Genomic DNA, 21,649 nt, shown 5'->3' on the forward strand with positions numbered 1-21,649 from the left:
TAAAATCCAACTGGTTAATCGAGTAAATAGCCGAGTTTATAGCTAAGTGTGGGGATAGAATCCTCGGTGAAGAGCAGTAGCAAATCGCATTGAATATTATGATCTTCAATCCGATAGTTGATCTCCATTGCCAAAGTTCGGTGCCATTTCTCTGAATTATCATGGATCAGATCGTTAACCGTGCAGTGCCGTCCCAGCACGACAGGGTGAGCCTGACTAAATTTCATATCGAGCTGTTCAGAAATGCCGTTAAGGAAAGCGCCTATCAGTACGTTTCCAGTATCAATTAGGACTTCTATCTCAGTATTTTTGTCTTCTGGATTAGCTAATCCCATCAACTTGGCCATGTCTTTAAAGCTGGAATCATGGAACAAAAGCAGGGCTTCTCCCGCAATACCCGCACCGATAAAACCTTGGCAGAGCGCGGATACAGTTGAGCTTTCTTCCGTGGCTTTGAGCGCCATGGTTAACTCACTGACTTCAAGCACGTTCACATTAGGGATAGGTAGTAACACGAATACATCGAGTAACTTAGCTAACAGATCGGCGGCGCGTCCCATGGCAACGTTGGCTATTTCTTGGCAAGCGTCGCGCATGTCGACTTTGATCATCGGGACTTCGTCGGTGAGATCTTTCTGCGTCAGCGTTAAGATGCCGTAATCTTGTAAAATGTTGCTGATGGCATCGGCGCTCACCGGTTTTTGAATAAAATCTAACGCACCCAAGGCTTTAACCCGCTCGTGAGCTTTGATTTGAATATCGCCGGATACCACAATAATCAGCGCGGGTAAGTCCTGTTGCTGCACTGTTTGCAGTACTTCATAACCGTCCATTACAGGCATGTTGAGATCGAGAAACACCACTTCGCCTTTTCCAGCGCGGATGGCATCAAGGCCTTCGGCACCATTGGTCGCATAAGTTATTTCCACATCCCACTCTTTGGGGAGTGTGCGGGCCATTTGCTTACGTGCCATGGCGGAATCGTCACAGATGAGTACAGATATTGACATGCTGACTAGTGATCCTTATTTGCCCATTTATTGAAGATAACACTTATTTTTTAGGTCTGACTGACGAATTGCGTTCTTCGGGCAAGTCTGATTAATATCTTTTATATGTAACTTATAGATATCATTGATAAATTTATATTTTCTGATGGCATTAAAATTTGAATCATTGTTGAATCATTGTTGAATCAAATCATGCTGAATCTTAAATCGAACTGGCTAATGTTTAGTAAATAACAAGGATATAGTGACTAAAAAAGGACTATAGAATCCATATATGGCTGCCCAATCATCCTTCGCTGCAGGTAGCATTGCGATACTGGTGTCGATTTTTAGCAGTTAAATAGCTAGCGGTTAAATACGCTTAATTATTGAGCTTGCTAAGGCTATCTAATCGAAAAATACATTAGGATTACTGCACGTAGTGATGACAGCCTAACATAAGTTGCCTTCAATCCATGATGGAATTGGCAATATTTTGACTTAAGTCAAAAAACAGGCTCATGTTATATCTTTTAGTGAATTATGCCAAACGTGTTAACATTTATTCTGGACTGACCAGTAACGGAATATTTCATGAGTGGCCAAAGTGTACAAGTTAAAATCGATGATGGCATCGCCTACGTGTTGCTTAATCGTCCTGAAAAAATGAATGCTATTAACTATTTAATGTTTAGTGAGCTTGACTGCGCGATTAAAAGTATTAAATCCAATCGTGCGGTGCGAGCCGTGATCCTCTCGGGAGCGGGTGGGCATTTTAGTTCAGGGCTTGATGTCAAAAGCGTGATGTCGGCACCGATGCATGCAGTTAAGTTACTGTTTAAGGGTTTACCGGGGAATGCGAATTTGGCACAGCGGGTGTCACTAGGTTGGCAAACCTTGCCTGTGCCAGTGATTGCTGTGCTTGAGGGCTGTTGCTATGGCGGCGGTATGCAGATCGCTTTAGGCGCAGATCTGCGTATTGCTAGCCACGACAGTAAGTTATCTATCATGGAAGCCAAATGGGGACTCGTGCCTGATATGGCGGGTTTAGTCGCATTAAGGCAAATTATGCCTAAGGATCAAGCCATGTTACTTAGCCTGACGGCAAAAGTGCTGGAGAGTCATGAAGCGCTGGCCTTAGGACTCGTGACACAAGTGAGTGAGACGCCCATGGAAGCTGCTGAGCAATTGGCGCGGCAACTGATGCAAACCTCACCGGATGCGGCAGCGGCCATCAAACTTAGCATTAATCGCAGTTGGACTGCTTCTATCCGTAGTCTGCTGTGCCGCGAGTCTATTAGTCAGATTCGGTTATTGTTAGGCAAAAATAGCAAGATAGCGGCGACGCGTCAGCTGACAGATCCGCAGAAACCCTATCGGGATCGCCAATCGGGTTGGTAATGCTATTTTGTCTGAATTAGCTTGAATCGCCGTTTTACTGCGCGCCGCTCATTCGGGCAGAAAAGCCTTTAATCGCATTTAAGCAATTCTGCCATGCGCTCTCGTTATCTAAATTGAGCGCTAGGGTAGTTTGGCGATAGTTAGGGCTTTCTAAGGTCACCGCGAGTTTTTTGCGATTGTCGGCCGTCTCCAATGAGGCTGGGTGACCGTCTGGCGATTGAATATCTAAAATGGGCAGCGTAAGTTTTGCTAGTTGTTCTGCGAGTGCTTGATTACGCTGTTCGTCCTCACGATAGGGATTGATGACAATCAGCACATCAGGATCTGCAATCTTCTTCTGGCTTAATAGGCTAATCAATAATCCTGCACTTTGGTCGGCGGTGATCAAAATACGTTTTCCCGCATAATCTGCACCGACGGCATCTAACTGTGACATGCTTTTGACGAGAAAATCTTCCTGCTCTTGCTGGTGCTTGCTGTTATCTTCGGGCTTGATTTTAGGGCTTGGTTTGTTGGACGGTGAGCTTAATTGCGCGGCGCCAGGCGAGGTCACTTCAGTGGCGGCGGTGGCAAAGTTAGCTGCGGGCATTTCAGTTGGCGGAGTTAAACTTAAGCTGGCCCAACCAGCAGGATTGATATTGCGGCGTACAAACGCCATCAATCCAGGCGCGTCTGCGGTACCATTGGTGGCGGGCAGGATTATCGCCGCACCAAGTTTCTTTTTACCTTCCCATGGTCGCACTAACAAATCGTAGGGCTGATTATCAATCGTGATTTGTTTAATTTCATTTGTGGGTAGATAGCTGTGATTCGACTTTTTGGCACTGATTTCGGCTGGCGCAGATGTTGGCGGAGTTGTTGTCGTGTCTGCCGCGTAGGTAGCGATGGTTGTGATGCCGAGAATGAGGCAAAAGAGGAGTGAAAGAATGCGCGGCATAGAATTGATAACCACCTGTGTAGTCTCATAAATTCATCAGTGTTTGAGTATAACCTGAACAATTACCAAAAAGTGAATTTTCCTCGCCAAAGAATTGCACCTGTCATTTAGTATAAAAAGTCACTTGGAATCGAAAGCCACAGGGCATAAAAAAGCCCAACGCTGAGGCTGGGCTAATTGATTGAAACCTGCTGTTCCGCTTGGGTCTATACGTGGCTGACGAGCACCATACGGATCGCATCGAGTTGTAACTGGCTGGCATCTAGATAAGTGTTTAACTCTTGCATCTGATTGCGCAGGTATTCCAATTCTTCCTCACGGATATTGGGGTTCACCGCCTTGAGTGACTCTAAACGATCAAGCTCTGCGCTCAGTTGCTGAGTCATTTTCTCTCTGGCTTGGGCGACCATTTCATCGACAACCACTTGAGCATATTCTTCACCCTTAGCAAATAGTGGATGCAAAATAGGCTGAGATGCCGTGACTAACTTGCCGCCAATGTGACGATTCACCGCGCTTAATTGCTTATCGAAACTGGCGTAATCCACTTTAGCCGATAGATCGTTACCGTTTTTATCCAGCAGCACGCGAATGGGGGTAGGCGGTAAATAACGGTACAGCTGGCTCGACTTAGGTGCTGAAGCATCGGCCATGTAGATGAGTTCTAAGAATAAGGTGCCTGCTGGCAGGGCTTTATTCTTTAGAATTGCGACGCTGGTGGTGCCAGTTTCAGAACCTGTGATCAGATCGAGCCCTGTTTGCACCAGTGGATGCTCTTGGGTGATCAGCGCAATATCATCGCGAGATAACGCTGTGTCACGATCAAAGGTCACTGTTACGCCATCTTCTGGCAAGCCAGGGTAAGTTGGGAACATCATGTGCTCACTCGGGCGCAGAATAATCGAGTTTTCACCCTTATCTTCTTGATCAACACCGATAATATCCCACAGACGGATCACTGAGCCGATTAAATGAGTATCACCGTCACTTTGGGCAAGGCGGTTGACGATTGCCAGTGCCTTCTCGCCGCCGTGTGAGTTGATTTCCAGCAGCTTGTCGCGGCCTTGCTCCATGGCGTGCTTGAGTTCTTTATAACGGCTCTGGGTGTGATTGAGCAGGTTTGTCAGCTCGTCGCTGTCGTCACCCACAAGCACGTTTAGCAGATCTTCGGCAAATTCACTGTAAAGCACATGGCCACTAGGGCAAGTGAGTTCAAAGGCGTTCAGCCCTTGGTGATACCACTGCATCAAACGTTCTTGGGCGGTATCTTCAAGGTATGGCAAGTGAATTTGGATATCATTTTTCTGGCCGATACGGTCTAAACGACCGATTCGCTGTTCCAATAGATCGGGGTTTAGTGGCAGATCGAACAGCACTAAGTGGCTGGCAAACTGGAAGTTACGACCTTCAGAACCAATTTCAGAACAGATCAGCGCCTGTGCGCCGCCTTCCTCTTGGGCAAAGTAAGCGCCGGCTTTATCGCGCTCGATAATCGACATGCCTTCGTGGAATACTGTTGCTTGAATCCCTTCGCGGGTGCGCAGGGCTTCTTCTAAGCTCAGGGCCGTTTCTGCTTGGCTGGCGATGATCAGCACTTTTTTGCTACGGTGGGATTTTAAGAACTCGATTAACCAATCCACACGGGGATCGAACTTCCACCAACTGGCGCTGTTATCTTCAAATTCTTGATACAGTTTTTCAGGGCTTAGGGCTTGCGCCGTTTTCGCCTCTAATGACTTGTGTCCGCCCATCATGCCGCTGACACGTGCGGCAGTTTGATATTGATCTGGCATGGCATGGGGATAAGCGTTAAAGAAACGCTTTGGAAAGCCTTTTACCGAGGCGCGGCTGTTACGGTATAACACGCGGCCAGTACCGTGACGGTCGAGTAATTCTTGCAGTAATTCGCTGCGGGCGGCCTGTTGTACTTCGGCATCAATACCGTCGGCTTGGATTAAACGAATACTTGGGCTGATGTCTTTCTCGCCCAGTAATTCGGTCAAGCTGTTGATGGCGGCATCGGGTAATTTAGCGTTACCAGCCAAGGCTTCGGCGGCAATGGCGACGTCTTTATAACTGTCTTCTTCAGCTAAGAAAGCATCGTAATCGTAGAAACGATCCGGATCGAGTAGACGCAAACGGGCGAAGTGACTCTCATGGCCGAGTTGATCGGGTGTTGCGGTTAACAGCAAAACGCCTGGGATGACTTCGCTTAATGCTTCAACCACTTGATAGGCGCGGCTTGGCGCTTCTTCGGTCCATTCTAAGTGGTGCGCTTCGTCAACGACTAACAGATCCCAATCGGCATCAAGAGCTTGATCTAGACGTTTTTTCTTACGCAGTAATTCGAGTGAACAAATCACTAACTGTTCTGTGTAGAAAGGATTGTCGTGATCGGCATAGGCTTCCACACAACGGTCTTCATCGAATACCGAAAAGCGCAGATTAAAGCGGCGCAGCATTTCCACTAACCACTGATGGCGCAGAGTATCGGGCACGATAATCAGAATGCGTTCGGCGCGGCCGGTCAGCAGTTGTTGGTGAATAATCAGACCTGCTTCAATGGTTTTACCTAAACCCACTTCATCGGCTAACAGTACACGCGGTGCATAGCGACGGCCGACTTCATGGGCAATCCACATTTGATGCGGAATAAGTCCAACACGTGGACCTTGCAGACCCAGCAAATCCGATGAGGCCAGTTTGTGGCGCAACATTTGGCATTGATAACGCACACCAAAACGGTCGAGGCGATCGATTTGGCCAGCAAATAAACGGTCTTGGGGTTTGTTGAAACGAATATTGTGGTTCAGCAGGGTTTCACGCAGGGTAGCTTGCTCGCCTGTCTCACTGTGAATGCCGTGATAGATCACTATCCCGTCTTTCTCGGTCAATTCACTGACCGCAAGGCTCCAGCCTTCATGGCTTTCAACCGAATCGCCGGGATTGTATATAACGCGTGTCAGAGGGGCTTCTGCTCGGGAGAACATGCGGTTCTCACCCGTGGCAGGGAATAATACAGTGACCATACGGCCTTCTACTTGAACCACAGTTCCTAAACCAAGCTCTGACTCGGTATCACTTATCCAACGTTGACCTAAGGCGAACGGCATCTTAAATTCTCATTTCTAGGCGGACTCTAACAAAGGGCGCGTATGTTATACCAATACTCGTGATATTTAAATCGCCCTCTCACCCGTTAGAGCCTAATTCCCAGAGTGCTAGATTACAAATTGTACAAGCGACAAAATTGTCATGCCAGTACATGAAACTGTCACGCTAATGTCACATCCGCGGTTATACACTGCTTCGAGTCTGTAAGGTAAACAATGGTTGCTGTATTGTTATCTTGTGAGTTTGGTGCCAATATCAACTTAAGGTTTAAGTGCGAGTAAAGTGCTATCAACTTGAACCTTATGATCATTCTTTGCCATATGCTTAGCCAGTAATAGGAGCCGTGTAACTTTTATTGAGACTCAAAAGTGTGTTTAAACTTTAATGAAGCACTCTGGAGGCGCCATGGAACAAGACGACAGAAAGTTGTTTGTACTGGATACCAATGTGTTACTACATGAACCTTTGGCGATCTATTCGTTTAAAGAGCACGATGTGGTCATTCCGATGACAGTGCTAGAAGAGTTGGACCAGATTAAAGATCGAAAGAGTGATGTGAGTCGTGATGCTAGGGTTGCTATCAGGGCATTGGAAGATACCCTAGGCGGTGAAACTACCCCTGAGCAGATTATCAATGGCGTCCCTTTACCCAGCCGAGAGGGTCATGCCGATGCCGTCGGTTCGCTCTCAATTTTCCCTGATCACCTTGTCGATTTTACCTTAGGCGCACTGCCTGGAGATGGAAACGACAATCGCATTATCAATACCGCGCTACATCTACAAAACCTACATCATCCCCGTACCGTTGTCTTAGTCACCAAAGATATCAATATGCGCCTTAAAGCCAAAGGTGCGGGTATTCAATTGGTTGAGGATTATCGAACTGACCAGTTGATCGATGATATCCGCTTCCTCAGTAAAGGCTTTTACCAGTTTGAAGGTAATTTTTGGGAGCACTTGAACAAGGTCTCCACCGAGCGCCACGGTAGACATACAGTGCATGAAGTACCGCTCAAAGACCTCGAAAATGATAATTTCTATATTAACCAATATCTTATCGACACAGAGTCTGATTTTTGCGGTCGTGTTATCGAACGCACAGACACCCATTTACATATTTTAGATTTAGGCCGTGAGCGGGTGAAAAACCTCGAGGCATGGGGTGTTAAACCTAAAAACGTCTATCAAGGCATGGCACTGCAGGCGCTGCTCGATCCCGATATCGATCTGGTGATCTTAACCGGCCCTGCGGGTTGTGGTAAAACCTTGCTGGCCATGGCTGCGGCGTTGGAACTGGTGGTCGAGCGTAATCGCTACGACAAAGTGATTGTCACCCGTAACACCCCTGAAATCGCCGAATCTATCGGCTTCTTGCCCGGCACGGAAGAGGAGAAGATGATGCCGTGGCTGGCCGCCATTACTGATACGCTCGAAGTACTGCATAAGAATGATGTGAATCCCACGGGCAGCATGAATTACATCATGGAGAAGGCTAACATTCAGTTTAAGTCGATAAACTTTATGCGCGGGCGGTCGATCCAAAACTCCATAGTGCTATTAGATGAATGCCAAAACCTCACTGCCTCGCAGATCAAAACTATGATCACCCGTATGGGCGAAGGCACAAAACTGATTTGTTGCGGTAACTTAGCGCAAATCGACTCTAACTACTTAACCGCTGTTACCTCAGGTTTAACCTATATTGTCGAACGTTTTAAAGACTTTGAAGGCAGTGCCAACGTGTATCTGAATGGCGTGGTGCGTTCACGCTTAGCGGAATACGCCGAAGAGCATCTGTAAAGCAGGTCGGTTTAATTTTGGGTAATGACTAAGGCCTCTGATATGGAGGCCTTAATTTTATGGAGTAGTAGATTTTTAATCGACTTATCAGTGGTATGAGTAGGCTTTATCTGACAATTATTTTATGTGATTGGCAGTTCCTTCCTGCTACTATATGGAGCTCATAGTTTTTGCCGCCGTAGGCTGAAATTAAGCGCTGCAATCAAGGGTAGTGGATGAAATCGAGTGAGCCGGATCTCCAACTAAAATCGCCGATCCAGAAGAACTACAACCGTGCCGTTTTTTATACGTACATCGGCGTTATCGTCATGTCTTTGTTGACCGCATGGATGTTTTTTGACCGCCAAAAAGCACAGCAGATGGAGCAGCGTGAAGAGCAGGTTCAGCGCCATGTATTGCAAATCGATTTGCTACTTGAGTCGAGCATTAGAGCGGTAAAAAGCTTACGCAACGTTGCTGTGGATCATTTACGTTTGGGCGAACTCGTGCGTAAAGAACGCTTACCCCAATACGGTAAATTCAACGAAAGCGGCCAGTATTTTACCTTAGAACCTAGCTACGCCCAGAGCGGTGAGCCTTTTACCAACATGGGTAGGATTACTGGTGCGGGTTCCCTCGACGGCCGCGACGACAAGTTCTATCAAGAGCTTGAGATGTTGTTTGAGCTGTCACTGTCATTCCCCGTCGCCAAAGAAGCCGCCCCGAAAGCCTCGGCGATTTATTACCTGTCGAAACGTAGGATCATGTCCTACTTCCCTTGGTCGAATGACGATCAACGTTTTAGGGACGAATTACTCAACAAGAAACAGTTCCAATACGCCACCCCAGCAATGAATCCGCAGCGCAGTGTATTTTGGAGTGAAGCCTATGTTGACTCCACGGGCAAAGGCTTATTGACCACTTTAGGTGTGCCCATTTATTTGGATGATGAGTTCATTGGCTCAATCAACTTAGACATGACGCTTGCCTCGTTAGCGCGGCAAATTCGGGTTTACTTTAAGATGCCGGGCACAGTGATTTTGCTCGACCAACAGAACAATATTTTATCCCACAGCGATTTTGATAGCTCAGATATCAATCGGGTCTATCACATCAGCCAACGTATTCCCTCTGAGCTGCATTCTTTACCTGAGTCGGAATTGTTCGATGCCCACGATGGCATCATTCGTAACGGCTATTACATTCACTCGGTTGCACTGCATAACGCGCCTTGGCGTTTACTGTATTTGCAGGATGAAGACGACCTATTCCAAGACTCGTGGGAAAAACTGCAGCTGACGTTTATTTTAGTGGTTATCGCCCTGTCAGTGTTGGTGACCATAGTGCATTGGCAGACGCGTCGATCTTTTGTGAGTCCAGCCTCGCGACTACTGTCGCACCTTGAGGGCTGCTCCCAAGAGCCGCGTAAGCCACCGGAGAAAATCACCCGCGGCTGGGAACCTTGGTTCTTGTTGGTCAGTCGGATCTTTGAGGAAAACAAACAATATACCCACCATCTGGCTGAGCAGAATAAGCGGCTCGATAAGCTAGTGGCGCGGCGTACTGAACGCTTAAAAGACACCACAGAGCGGCGTGAGCGCGAATATGCGCTACTGCGATCCCTGCTTGACTCGATTCCTGAAGCGATTGTCTTTAAAGATAAAGAAGGCAACTATTTAGGTTGTAACAAGGCGGCTGAACGCATGCTGGGTTACACAGAGAGCGAGATGATAGGTTTATCATCTGAGGATCTGACCTCGCCTGAAATGGGCATACGTATCCGCGCCGAAGACGAACAAGTCTTAAAAGATCGCACGCCGCTGCGCTACCAAGAAAAGGTCGAGCTTGCGGGCAAACCTGTGCTGCTCGATACCCTCAAACTGCCTTTCTACAATCGCCGCGGCGAACTGCAGGGATTGATTGCCGTGTGGCGTGATGTGACGCGGGAATACGAATCCGCCGAACAATTACGCCTGTCCGAAGAGCGTTATCACTTAGCCATGGATGCGGTGGAAGATGGCCTGTGGGACTGGTATTTAGACTCTGAACAGATCATTTGTAACCCAGCCTATTATTCTATGTTGGGTTATAAAACCAATGAATTCCCAGCTTTAGTATCGACAATTGATGAATTATCCCACCCCGACGATCGTATTCGCGTCGAGGAATACCGTGCTCAGTATCTTGCTGATCCCGTCGGTGCTTTCGAAATTGAATTCCGTATGTTAGGTAAAAATGGCGGCTATCACTGGGTGTTATCCCGTGGCCGTGTGGTGGAGTTCACCGCCGAAGGTCAGCCTAAGCGTATGCTCGGTACCCATAAGGATATTACCCGCCATAAGAGTAACGAAGTGGCGCTTTTGGAAGCCAAGCAAGACGCCGAACTCGCTAACCTCTACAAGAGTGAATTCTTGGCCAACATGAGTCATGAGATCCGCACGCCGATGAACGCCATTATCGGTATGTTGCAGTTGGCACAGCGCACCTCGTTAACTGCGCAGCAGAAAGATTACCTCGAAAAAGCTGGTTTCTCGGCACAATCGCTGCTGAGGATCATCAACGATATTCTCGACTTCTCTAAAATTGAGGCGGGTAAGTTGGAGCTTGAGCGGGTGCCATTCCCGCTGGATAAAGTGCTCGATCACGCTCTGGATCTCAATGCGCTCAAGGCACAAGAACAAGGCGTCGAATTACTCTTATATGCCCCAGTGACGGCGGGACTCATTCTTAAGGGCGATCCGCTACGTTTAGGCCAAGTGCTGATTAATCTGTTATCTAATGCGGTGAAATTTACCCAATCTGGCGAGATTGAGCTCGGCTGTGAAGATGTCGGCGAGCGGGATCATCGGATTACCTTGAAGTTCTGGGTGCGCGATACGGGGATCGGCATAGGTAAAGATCAACAGGATAAGTTGTTTGATGCCTTCGCCCAAGCCGACGGTTCGACCACCCGTAAATACGGCGGCACCGGCTTAGGTTTATCGATCAGTAAGCACCTGGTGTCTATGATGGGCGGCAAGATGCAAGTGCAGAGTGAGTTAGGGGTCGGTAGTACCTTTAGCTTCACCATCAGTTTTGAGATTGCCGAAGCCGCTAAGATTGAGCCTTTGGTCGTGCCGGAAAAACTCAATAGTCTACGCACCTTAGTCGTTGACGATAACCCGACGGCACTGCAAATTTATTCGACCTTGATGCGAGATTTCCACTTCGACGTCGATACTGCCGCCAGCGGCGCAGAAGCGCTTTACAAACTGTCGCGGGCACCAATCGATCTGTTATTGCTCGACTGGATGATGCCAGAAATGGACGGCAGCGATGTGGTCAGCGCCATAGATACTATGGTCGCCGAAGGCCGTTTAGCGAAACGACCAGTGATTATCATGATGACGGCCTATGCAGCAGAGCCCTTACAGCATGAAGTCGATAGTGCCAATGTGTTTGCTGTACTGCAAAAACCCTTCAAGGCATCGAGTCTGTTCGATGAGATCATTGCCGCCTTTGCCGATGAACCGAGATTGAATGTGGTTCAGCCTATGGTTGAAGTTCAAGTTGAGGAAGGGGAGCACACAGGTTTAGTGCTGCTGGTGGAGGATAACTTTATCAACCAGCAAGTGGCCACCGAACTCCTTAAGAGCGCTGGCTACGAAGTGGTGCTGGCCGACAACGGTCAAGTAGCGCTGGATACTATCGACTCGCGGCCGTTTGATGCTGTGTTGATGGATATTCAAATGCCAGTGATGGACGGGTTAACGGCCGCAAGGGCATTGCGTGAGCGTTTTAGTGCCGATGAACTGCCTATCATTGCCATGACAGCCCATGCAATGTCGGGCGACAGGGAAAAGAGTTTAGCGGCGGGGATGAATGCCCACATCACTAAACCCATAGTGCTCAACGAATTATTTGAAACATTAAATCACTGGATCAAACACAAGAACCAGCATCAGAATCGTTAATTTATTTGCTCGGGGCCAGTGATGGCCTCGCATTATTTACTTTAAATCAATCGCTTGAGATAAGCAGTCATCAAAGATGCTTATGACATAAATGACTTAATAAGGTAAATAACGCAGCCAGCCGAATCAGGAGGAAAGATGAAACCCCAAAGTGTAGCCTTAGCCTTATTTATAGCGCTGTTAGGATTTCCCACCGTTACGGTCGCGGCAGCCGCGCCTAGCGCCAAGATCATTAAGCAGGGCCAAGAGGCGAAAGGGTTTCTTAATCTCTATTACGAGGAGTCTGAGGGAGAGTTATATCTTGAGGTCAATCGTTTAAATCAACCTTTTATCTTAGTTACTAGCCTGCCACAGGGCGTAGGCTCAAACGACATTGGCCTCGATCGCGGCCAACTGGGTCAGACCCGTATGGTGCAGTTTGAGCGCCAAGGTCCCTATGTTTTACTTAAGCAACTTAATACTCAATATCGTGCGAATACCTCTGATGCCGCCGAGCAAAGAGCGGTTGAAGAAGCCTTTGCCGATTCTGTGTTATGGCAAGGCAAAGTGATTGAGGGCAAGCCAGATTTGGTAGCGATCAACGATCTGGTGCTCAATGATTTACACGGGGTGTCTTCCGTATTGCAACAAACAGAGCAGGGCAATTATCAGCTCGATTTGAGCCGTTCTGTCATCTTACCCAAAGGGATTAAATCCTTTGAGAAAAACGCCGATGTGGATGTGCAACTGACGTTCAAAGGCGATGTTGCTGGCGCGCAGGTCGCACAGGTAACACCCGATGGCACCTTAATGTCGGTGCGGATGCGTTATTCCTTTGTTGAGCTTCCCGATGCGGATTACCAGCCGCGGGCTTATCATCCTATGAGCGGTTATTTGTCCGATGAGTATCGCGATTATGCCACGCCCTTTAACCAACCTTTAGTGCAGCGTTTTATCCTGCGCCACCGTTTACAGAAAGTGCATCCAGGCCCAGCGCCAAGCGAAGTCGTTAAACCTATTACTTATTATCTCGATCCTGGTGTGCCAGAACCTATACGGTCGGCGTTGCTCGATGGCGCGCGCTGGTGGGAGACGGCTTTTACTCGGGCGGGATTTATCAACGGCTTTAAAGTTGAGTTATTACCTGTAGATGCCGATCCGCAGGATATTCGCTACAACATGATCCAATGGGTGCACAGGGCGACGCGGGGTTGGTCCTATGGCGCCGCGCTGACCGATCCTCGTACTGGTGAAATCATTAAGGGTCAAGTCACGCTCGGCAGCTTGCGTGTGCGTCAGGATTACTTGATTGCTAAAGGTTTAACCGCAGGCTGGCAGGATAGAGTGGCGGCCGAGAAAGCGGCGACAGCCTTGTCGCTGGCGCGTATTCGCCAACTGGCTGCCCATGAAGTCGGCCATACCTTAGGGCTAGATCATAACTTTGCCGCTTCGACCAATCAGGATGCCTCTGTGATGGATTATCCCCATCCGAAAATCCAGTTGAAGGGCAATGATATTGATATTTCAGCACCTTACACTACAGGTGTTGGCCCTTGGGATGATTTTACTATCGCCTATGGTTATAGCGATCAAGGTGATGCCCGTACCCAACAAGCACTGCAAGTCGACTTGCTGGCCGATGTGGCGAAACGTGGCTTACGCTATATTGGTGAGGCCGATTCCCGCCAAAAGGATGCGAGTCAGGCCTATGCCAGTTTGTGGGATAGTGGTGACGATCCGATCGATCAGCTGGGTAAGTTAAATAAAATTCGCACTAAGGCGATTGCGGATTTCTCCAGTGCGACCTTGTTACCCAATGAGCCACTGGGCGAGCTAGCCGATGCCTTTGCGCCAATTTATTTGCTTACGCGTTATCAAATCGATGCGGTCGCTAAGTTTATTGGCGGCACTGACTATAACTATCAATCTATTGGTGAAGGCAGCCGCTGGAGCTATATTGCGCCGCAGTTGCAGTTAACGGGCTTAGACGCGCTACTTAACACACTCGATGCGGCGAGTTTAACTGTGCCGCAAACCTTGCTCGACAGTTTAGTGCCAAAGGCGGGGAATTATCATGTCACGCGGGAATCCTTCGATTCAGGTCTAGGTGCTATTAACGATCCTCTTGGTATGGCTGAAGTGTTTAGCCGTCATACCGTGAGCTTGCTATTGATGCCTAAACGCTTGAATCGTGTCAGCCAAGCATCCATGGCCGATAGCGAGCAGTTATCGGTGACGACATTATTGGATAAGTTATTTGCGGCGACCTTGTATCAAGAGGATAAGCTCGCGCTGGTCGAAGGCGTATGGATGCGAGTGAACGCTGTGGTGATTGATGAAGTGCTGGCAACGCTGCACGATCCTCAAACCTCACCAGAGGTGAGGGCTGCGATCAACGATCGCGCTCAGTTTGTGATTAAGCAATTGAAAGCGAAGTCGAATCGAGCGAATGTGAGTCTTGCGGCGCACTATATTTGGTTGCAACAGGGTCTGGCTGCGGGTTTGACCGATGCTAAGGTTAAGCTTATTCCTAAGCCGTTAACCCTACCGCCGGGATCACCGATTTAATCCGATGAACATAGGCGCCATTAGGCGCCTATTTCTTTTGGATTTTTCGGATAAAAGTGATCGGCTTTACGCTCTAGATGAGTAAAGCGGCGGGTGTTTTTGTAGGGCAGTTTCATAAAGCCCGATACGCCGTGACCTTGGATTTTTCCGACATGATGCAAGATGCGATCGAGGCTCGCGCGAAACGCCGCTTGCTTACGCGGATTGAGCAGCTTCAAGTAACTGTGAATTTTTAAGTGATTCGGCAGCGCCTCAAAAATGATGCAGCCTGTGTGGTGAATTTGGTTGATGCGGGCTAATTCTTCCATGATTTCATGGGGTAATTCGAGGTTCTCATCGGGATCTTTACCGTCTTCAAAATAAGAATGTAAGCGCGACTTATCTTCTAAGGTGGGTACGTCACCGACTTCGAATGGCAACTGCAGTGCGGCACTGGCGACAAAAGGCTCGCTGGTGTCAGCTCGTTCGATATGCAGTGTGTCTTTGGCGTTAAAGAAGCAGGCCTTAAACACCCCTATACGTTTAATTCCCCGTGCAAGATCCACCATATTGTTGACTGCAATGATTAACGCACTTTTTTGCTTTGCATCGTAAATCGCAAGATTGGAGTCGATAAACACGCCGGTTTCCTGCCAATGAATAGCCAGACCACCCACGATCGGATATTGCGCTAAACGACCCACTGCGGCGATAAAGCCTTTTTCGGTATCGCCCATGCCCGCGAGGAAGTTGCGGTAATATTTTTCGAGCTGAATATCATCCATCTTAGCGATGGGATCTTGGGCGTTGTGTTCTTTTAAAAAGGATTTGCGCGAACTGTAGCTGACGGTTTCAACATCTTTGTCGCGGGATTGTACCCAAACAGGAATTTCACCCTGTAAATCAGCTTTGGGCAGTTCAGGTAAATGTAATCTGTGGCTGTGGCGCATACTTTTTAAAAAGTAATCGCCGGCAATGTTGCGCTGCTGCGGATCAGTGCTTAGCATGCCTTCTAAGGTACGGGCTAATTCTATCGGTAAGCCAATGCTGGTGGGCGAGATCACCTGTGCACCGAAGCGGCTTGCTTGCCCAGAGGCGAGGGCATACAGAGTCGCGGCAACTCCTTGCTCGTCAAAGCGCGGGCTGGAGAGTGCTCCATTGAGTTGCTCTTCGCCGATAAAGTACACATCACCCATGCGGGCGTTGGTATGTTGTTGATCGCTCGACATTAACGCCATCACATTGTCTTCGACAGGCTTGTTATATTCATCCCGCTGCGCAAATACCGCTGAGCCCCAATCGATTAACGATAAGTGTTGTTGTTCAATATCGTAAACCAGATTAGAAGGTTTGATATCGCCGTGCACTAAAGGCTTGCCCGTGCGCAGGTAATACAAGATATCGGCGAGTTGGCGGGCGATGCTCATGACCATAGCGGTAGGTAAGGCGCCCATGCGGCGGCAAAGTTGGTCGAGATCTTCCCCTTTTGCCCGTTCCATCACGAGTATTCCCTGCTTACCTACTCGCTCAAATTTGATCGCCCCCGGCACATTGGGATGCTTGAGTAAGGAGAGCATAAAGGCTTCTTCTTCGAGCCGATCTTGAATGTGTTGTGGCAGATTAATCCGTGAAAACTTAAACACATGGGCATCGCCAGCTTGATTGATACCCGCAAACACGAAACCGTAGGCGCCTTTGCCGACCAATTCGATATCGGTATAACCTAATTTGCTCAGCTGTTGTTTACAGAGGCGGATCCACGCCTTGTGTTTACGGGCATCATTGGCTTTGAGCAAGTAAATGGATTGCTCTTCAGAAATATAAAAATGCTGCAGCTGCGGTGTTTGCAAATTGTGCTCCTTGTTTTGTTCATTTAACCAGTAAGCGGGGGAGATAATCAAATAGCGGGTGGCTTTATTTTAGTATTTTGAATGGCATTGATGATCAGCGTCAGGCGCGGCTTACCTATACGATCATTTCGTCACTGACTTTGACTTACATCAAATTAAATCCTCGCGACTATAGGTAATCTTTGGAGCATTAGATGGAATCAATTTTTGTTAATTAACCCACAGACAAAGTGCAGCTAAGGAGGGCGTATGCCCACCCAATATAAAGCCTTGTTGATCGAACTTTTGGAATATCCGCGTAAGCGTATTTTACAGTCAATGGAAGTGACCCATTGCCCGCATGCGGTATTTTTTAATGATAGAGACGAGCAATGTTTAACTTGTCATCAGGGCATGGAATGTATCTGGATGAACCAGAATGACGAGCTGGTGGCCGTGAACGAAAAATCGATAGCCGAGTTAAAACAGCAGTTGTTGATCGCCGTGGACTTTATCGACTCATCTTTAAGCCCACATCATTTATCACGCCGTCAATGCCAATGCGATAACTGTGTTTGGCTGCGTAAAGTGCAAGCCACGTTAGATCAGTAAGTGAGTCTTTACATTGCTGAGTTTGCCGAATGGCAGGAGGCTTTGCATCCACTTTAAAATGTCATTAGAGTAAGGACAACATTAGCGAATAGAGATAAACCCATGGAACCCGGTTTTTGGCATGAAAAGTGGCAGCAGCAACAGATAGGTTTTCATCAGCAAGACATCAATCCTTTCCTCGTTAAGTATTGGCAGCAGCTTGCATTACCCGCAGATACCAAGGTTTTTGTGCCCTTATGTGGTAAGTCGCTAGACATGTGTTTCCTCGCAGAACAGGGGCATCAGGTCATAGGGTGTGAGTTGAATGAATCGGCTGTACAGCAATTTTTTAGCGATAACCAACTCGAGATGACGCAAACGGCCGTGGGTGAACACCAGCATTATCAAACCGAACAGATCAGCTTGTATCAGGGTGATATTTTCACCCTACCTAAGGCTATCACTCAAGAAGTGACAGCATTTTATGATCGCGCGGCTTTGATCGCATGGCCAGAAAGTATGCGTGCACAATATGCCAAGCAGTTAGCGAGCTTATTACCTAGCGGCAGTGTCGGTTTATTAGTGACTTTAGATTATCCGCAAGAATCCCTTATCGGCCCACCTTTTGCTGTATCCCCTACTTGGGTAGAGCAGCATCTGAGTGAGGATTTTGATATTGAAGTATTAGCGTCGCAAGATGTGTTGGCCGACAATCCACGTTTTATTAAGAAAGCCGTGCCTTGGCTTAATGAAGCGGCCTATTTGTTGAAACGTAAGTAGGCTTGACTCGGAAGTTGGATCTGTAACCCCATTGAATTATTCGCGGCTTTCGAGCTTGGCGTTCAGTGGGGCTTGTCATTAAAACATCATATCTAAAGATTAGGCTGGCAAGATTATTTAAGACGAAATGACAGATAGAAGACTTTGTTGCCGCTGGATTTTTGGGATTAAGTTTGCTTGAGTCAGCGTGGTTTTAGCTTGTCGGAAGTTTGTTCGTGAGTGAATTACCCTTTACCATGCTATTCGCGATGAACTCTATGCGACTTCGTAATAATTAGGCTCAAGCTCTAGTTGATTTTGAATGATCTGCACCGCCATTCTGGCGCATTTACCACATTGATCGGCAACACCTAAGCGCTTTTTTACGTCAGCAAGCGAGCTATCGCCCTGGCTTACTGCGTTTTTAATTTGCGTATCAGTGATCGCATGGCAAAGACAAACGTACATATATTAGTCTCCAATCGAATTGCGCTAATTCTAAATGAAAACGCTTATCAAATGCAATCATGTTTTTTGGGTGATTTTCATACTTTAACGCTTTCGTTACATGGCGCACGTTTTATCGTCTATGCTAGGTGTGTTTTAGCACTAAAAAGCTAGGCAGTTTTAGAAGTAGGTTTAGGAATACAGAGTCAGGGTGATGATGCCTCACGGATGGATAACTCATGGATGAATAACGAAGAATTAATCAAAGATCCATAAGGTTTCATGAGAACTAATCTACCAGTTACACAGCGAGAATATGATTATCCAGCGGATTGGATTTTATTGTCGACTACGGATACTCAAAGTCATATCACTTACGCCAATCAATCTTTCTGTACCGTTGCCGGTTACGACCTCGATGCCATGCTAGGCAAGCCCCACAACATGGTGCGTCATCCAGATATGCCTCCGCAAGCGTTTGAAGATCTGTGGCGATGTATCAAAAAAGGCGAGCCTTGGAAAGGGATAGTGAAAAACCGCTGCGCCAATGGCGATCACTATTGGGTCGATGCCTATGTCTCACCGATTTCAGTTAATGGCAAAGTCGTCGAGTTTCAATCAGTACGCACTAAACCCACACGCGATCAGGTTAAGCGTGCAGAAATAGCCTATGCGGAGTTGAACAAAAAGGGCAGCGTTAGTGCGTTAAAACGTACCTTGGATATGCCAGTTAAATTGCTGTTACTCGCATTGGTTGCCATGCTACCTATGCTTTACCTTGCTCTGCAAATTGGCTTAATGGGCTTTATTGCCCTAGCGATAAGTGTCCTAGTATTGCTGGTGGGCGGCAATCTGGTGCTGAGTCGCTATTACGCGATAGTGGCTAAGGCAAAGCATATCTACGATAACCCCTTGATGGCGCATATTTATAGTGGAAGCAGTGATGATCTTGGCGCGATTGATTTAGCACTGCAAATGCAAAATTCAGAGCTTAAGTCGATTCTTGGGCGTGCATCGGATTCCTGTTATAACGTGTCAGAACAGGCCAAAATATCTGCCGCTAAGGGAAAACAAATCCAGAGTACCAGTCAGGCTCAACTGTCTGAAATAGAGCAAGTTGCTACAGCGATGCAGGAAATGACCGCCACATTAGGCGATATGTCCTCCAATTGTGCCGATGCGGCGAGTGCCACGCAAATGGCATCCGCTGAAACCATCAATGGTGATAAAACGGTGTCGAGCACTATTCGCTCGATTCAAGCCATGGCGGAGCAACTGCAACAAACGTCAAAAGTGATTACTGAGTTAGAAGCCCACAGTAAAGATATTGGCACAGTGCTCGATGTGATTCAGAGTATTGCGGGGCAGACGAATTTGCTGGCATTGAATGCAGCAATTGAAGCGGCTAGAGCGGGTGAGCAAGGTCGTGGCTTCGCTGTCGTTGCTGACGAAGTACGGGCGCTGGCACAACGTACTCACGATGCCACCAAAGAAATCCACAGTATGATTAATCTGTTGCAGCAGGGGACGAATAAAGCTGTTATCAGTATGCAGCAAGGAGTGGTTGCCGCTTCCGAATGTATTTCAACGGCGGATTTAGCGGGTACGGCATTACGTACGATTCGTGAGGCCATTTCGACCATTACCGATATGACGCACCATATTGCCAGCGCGGTAGAAGAGCAATCGAGTGTGGCAAATGAGATGAATCGCAGCGTGGTGAATGTGTCGCAATTTACCCATTCTAGTCATCAACTCGGCAGTGAAATGGTCGGCTTGAATGACGAAGTGACCCGCGAGATGGATTCTCACTCGGTATTGGTCGAGCAATTCTTAAAGCGCAGCTTTAGGATTTAACCACCTAAAATTTAAGATAAAAAGGCAATAGTCTGACTATTGCCTTTTCTTTTACTGATTTCTAACTCAATTTCTTATCTCTGATCTAATAACCTTTACTAAAGTCGACTCTATTCTGCAGCGGTTCACCCATGATGTAGCGGCGATAGTTTTGGCTAAAGATATCGACGATTTGTGCAGGATGGCTTGGCGCCGAAATATGCGGCGTGATCACGGCATTTTCCCGTTCCCAAATAGGATGGCTATTGGGCAAAGGTTCCTGAGCAAATACATCGAGGATCGCTTGCTGACTAGGATTAGCGATAAGCTGGATATTGAGTGCATCGAGATCGAGTGCATCACCGCGGCCAACATTAAACAGCACTGCATCCGTTTTTAACATAGCTAACATGTCAGCATTGAGAAGATTGTACGTTGCAGTAGTGCTTGGCAGTAGATTTGCAACCACATCTGCCTGTGTTAACACTTGGCCTAAATTGGACATAGCTTCTATGATATCAAAACCTTCTACGGCATTACCGCTGCTATTGATACCAGTAACATGCATGCCAAAGTGTTTTGCAGTTTTCGCTAAATGCTGGGCTATTGACCCTGTGCCAAGCAAGAGCAATCGCATGCCCTGTAAACTTGAGTGGCGTTGCTGGGGTTGAATCAGCCACTGTTTTTGTCCTTGTTGCTGGCGATAAAAACGATGGCTGCGGACATGCGCGAGTAAATAGCCGAATAGATACTCGCTCATCAGCGGGCCGAAAATGCCTTTAATATTGGTGAGTTGATAGTCTTTTCTGCCCCTTGGACTCATCAGGGCATCTATGCCAGCAAAGCTTGATTGTAACCATTGCAGATTTTTAGCATGGGGTAATAGGGGCGCGGCGAGTTTAGGTTCGGCTAACCAAATATCTGCTTCAATTATGCCCGCAGGATTATCATCGAGTAACGTTAAATCTGGGAGACTCTGCGCCTCAATCAAGTCGCGGTACTGTTGATTTGCCTTTGTTAGCAAGAGTAACTTGTGCCCCATGGCGTCTCCCTTTATGCTTGGTTATTGTTATTTTTCAATACGCTGTCGCGGCCACTCAGATGGATTGCGCTGCATCTTTTTAGGTTAAGTCTATGTTTGATCAATTAGTCGCCATTATTGCCCAGTTAGGCAATATGCTTCGCCCTTGGGCCTTCGATATTGCTACCGCTATGGTGGTGTGTCTTATTTTGGTTTTTTCAGCGGATGTAAATCGTATCTTAAGGCGTCATTTGTTGGGGCATTCTTTTGTGCTGCGAACATTTGTTTTTATTATTGTGAATGCCTTTGGCTATGGACTATTGATCGTGAAAGCCACGCCTTGGGTGGCAAGACATATAGTGGCTATGCCATCCCATTGGATGTTTCTGTTAATTGTGGCCATGTTTATTTTTATCGGTTATTGGGCTCAGCGAAATAGCCAAGCTTAATATCATTATTATTTTGGC

General features: G+C 47.4%; 14 protein-coding genes. 8 read left to right on the forward strand and 6 right to left on the reverse strand.

What is annotated here, in order from left to right:
- Window positions 1-14: 14 nt before the first annotated feature.
- A complete protein-coding gene (locus HUB64_RS02115; protein WP_028759518.1) occupies window positions 15-1,010 on the reverse strand; it encodes a response regulator in 996 nt (331 codons plus the stop codon).
- A gap of 573 nt (window positions 1,011-1,583) precedes the next feature.
- Between HUB64_RS02115 and HUB64_RS02120 the strand changes: the two genes are divergently transcribed.
- Window positions 1,584-2,390 (forward strand): crotonase/enoyl-CoA hydratase family protein, encoded by an 807-nt coding sequence (locus HUB64_RS02120; protein ID WP_173496259.1) that lies wholly within the window; start codon window positions 1,584-1,586, stop codon window positions 2,388-2,390.
- A gap of 34 nt (window positions 2,391-2,424) precedes the next feature.
- Here the strand turns inward: HUB64_RS02120 and HUB64_RS02125 are convergent, their stop codons facing one another.
- Complete coding sequence (locus HUB64_RS02125; RefSeq protein WP_173496260.1) at window positions 2,425-3,327, reverse strand: DUF3530 family protein; 903 nt, start codon at window positions 3,325-3,327, stop codon at window positions 2,425-2,427.
- A 206-nt stretch (window positions 3,328-3,533) separates the two neighbouring features.
- Window positions 3,534-6,440, reverse strand: a complete 2,907-nt coding sequence (gene rapA, locus HUB64_RS02130; RefSeq protein ID WP_173496261.1) for an RNA polymerase-associated protein RapA — start codon at window positions 6,438-6,440, stop codon at window positions 3,534-3,536.
- A gap of 406 nt (window positions 6,441-6,846) precedes the next feature.
- Here rapA and HUB64_RS02135 point away from each other — a divergent pair, with 406 nt between their 5' ends.
- The 3 genes from HUB64_RS02135 (at window position 6,847) to HUB64_RS02145 (ending at window position 14,720) form a co-directional block, all read left to right on the forward strand.
- Entirely contained in the window at window positions 6,847-8,241 is a 1,395-nt protein-coding gene (locus HUB64_RS02135; RefSeq protein ID WP_105250289.1) for a PhoH family protein, read from the forward strand.
- A gap of 215 nt (window positions 8,242-8,456) precedes the next feature.
- On the forward strand, window positions 8,457-12,173 hold the full coding sequence (locus HUB64_RS02140; RefSeq protein ID WP_173496262.1) for a response regulator: 3,717 nt from the start codon (window positions 8,457-8,459) through the stop codon (window positions 12,171-12,173).
- Between the two features lie 138 nt (window positions 12,174-12,311).
- Window positions 12,312-14,720 (forward strand): zinc-dependent metalloprotease, encoded by a 2,409-nt coding sequence (locus tag HUB64_RS02145; RefSeq protein WP_173496263.1) that lies wholly within the window; start codon window positions 12,312-12,314, stop codon window positions 14,718-14,720.
- A 20-nt stretch (window positions 14,721-14,740) separates the two neighbouring features.
- Here HUB64_RS02145 and HUB64_RS02150 read toward each other — a convergent pair whose 3' ends face one another.
- The gene (locus HUB64_RS02150; protein ID WP_173496264.1) at window positions 14,741-16,549 is read right to left on the reverse strand and encodes a protein kinase; all 1,809 of its coding nucleotides are present in this window, start codon (window positions 16,547-16,549) and stop codon (window positions 14,741-14,743) included.
- 249 nt (window positions 16,550-16,798) lie between these two features.
- On the opposite strand from HUB64_RS02150, the gene HUB64_RS02155 reads away from it, so the two are divergent.
- A complete protein-coding gene (locus HUB64_RS02155; RefSeq protein ID WP_105250285.1) occupies window positions 16,799-17,140 on the forward strand; it encodes a hypothetical protein in 342 nt (113 codons plus the stop codon).
- A 102-nt stretch (window positions 17,141-17,242) separates the two neighbouring features.
- On the forward strand, window positions 17,243-17,899 hold the full coding sequence (locus HUB64_RS02160; RefSeq protein ID WP_173496265.1) for a thiopurine S-methyltransferase: 657 nt from the start codon (window positions 17,243-17,245) through the stop codon (window positions 17,897-17,899).
- Between the two features lie 255 nt (window positions 17,900-18,154).
- Here the strand turns inward: HUB64_RS02160 and HUB64_RS02165 are convergent, their stop codons facing one another.
- Window positions 18,155-18,346: a bacterioferritin-associated ferredoxin gene (locus tag HUB64_RS02165; RefSeq protein ID WP_076498521.1), complete on the reverse strand. Its 192-nt coding sequence runs from the start codon at window positions 18,344-18,346 to the stop codon at window positions 18,155-18,157.
- Window positions 18,347-18,607: 261 nt separating this feature from the next.
- Here HUB64_RS02165 and HUB64_RS02170 point away from each other — a divergent pair, with 261 nt between their 5' ends.
- Window positions 18,608-20,182, forward strand: coding sequence for a PAS domain-containing methyl-accepting chemotaxis protein (locus HUB64_RS02170; protein WP_173496266.1), 1,575 nt, complete (start codon window positions 18,608-18,610; stop codon window positions 20,180-20,182).
- 85 nt (window positions 20,183-20,267) lie between these two features.
- Here the strand turns inward: HUB64_RS02170 and HUB64_RS02175 are convergent, their stop codons facing one another.
- Window positions 20,268-21,203 (reverse strand): D-2-hydroxyacid dehydrogenase, encoded by a 936-nt coding sequence (locus tag HUB64_RS02175; protein ID WP_173247570.1) that lies wholly within the window; start codon window positions 21,201-21,203, stop codon window positions 20,268-20,270.
- Between the two features lie 92 nt (window positions 21,204-21,295).
- Between HUB64_RS02175 and HUB64_RS02180 the strand changes: the two genes are divergently transcribed.
- Entirely contained in the window at window positions 21,296-21,631 is a 336-nt protein-coding gene (locus HUB64_RS02180; RefSeq protein ID WP_113939153.1) for a DUF3392 domain-containing protein, read from the forward strand.
- Window positions 21,632-21,649: the final 18 nt, after the last annotated feature.

The organism is Shewanella sp. ISTPL2, from assembly GCF_013283205.1.
In the GTDB taxonomy this organism is placed as follows: domain Bacteria; phylum Pseudomonadota; class Gammaproteobacteria; order Enterobacterales; family Shewanellaceae; genus Shewanella; species Shewanella oncorhynchi.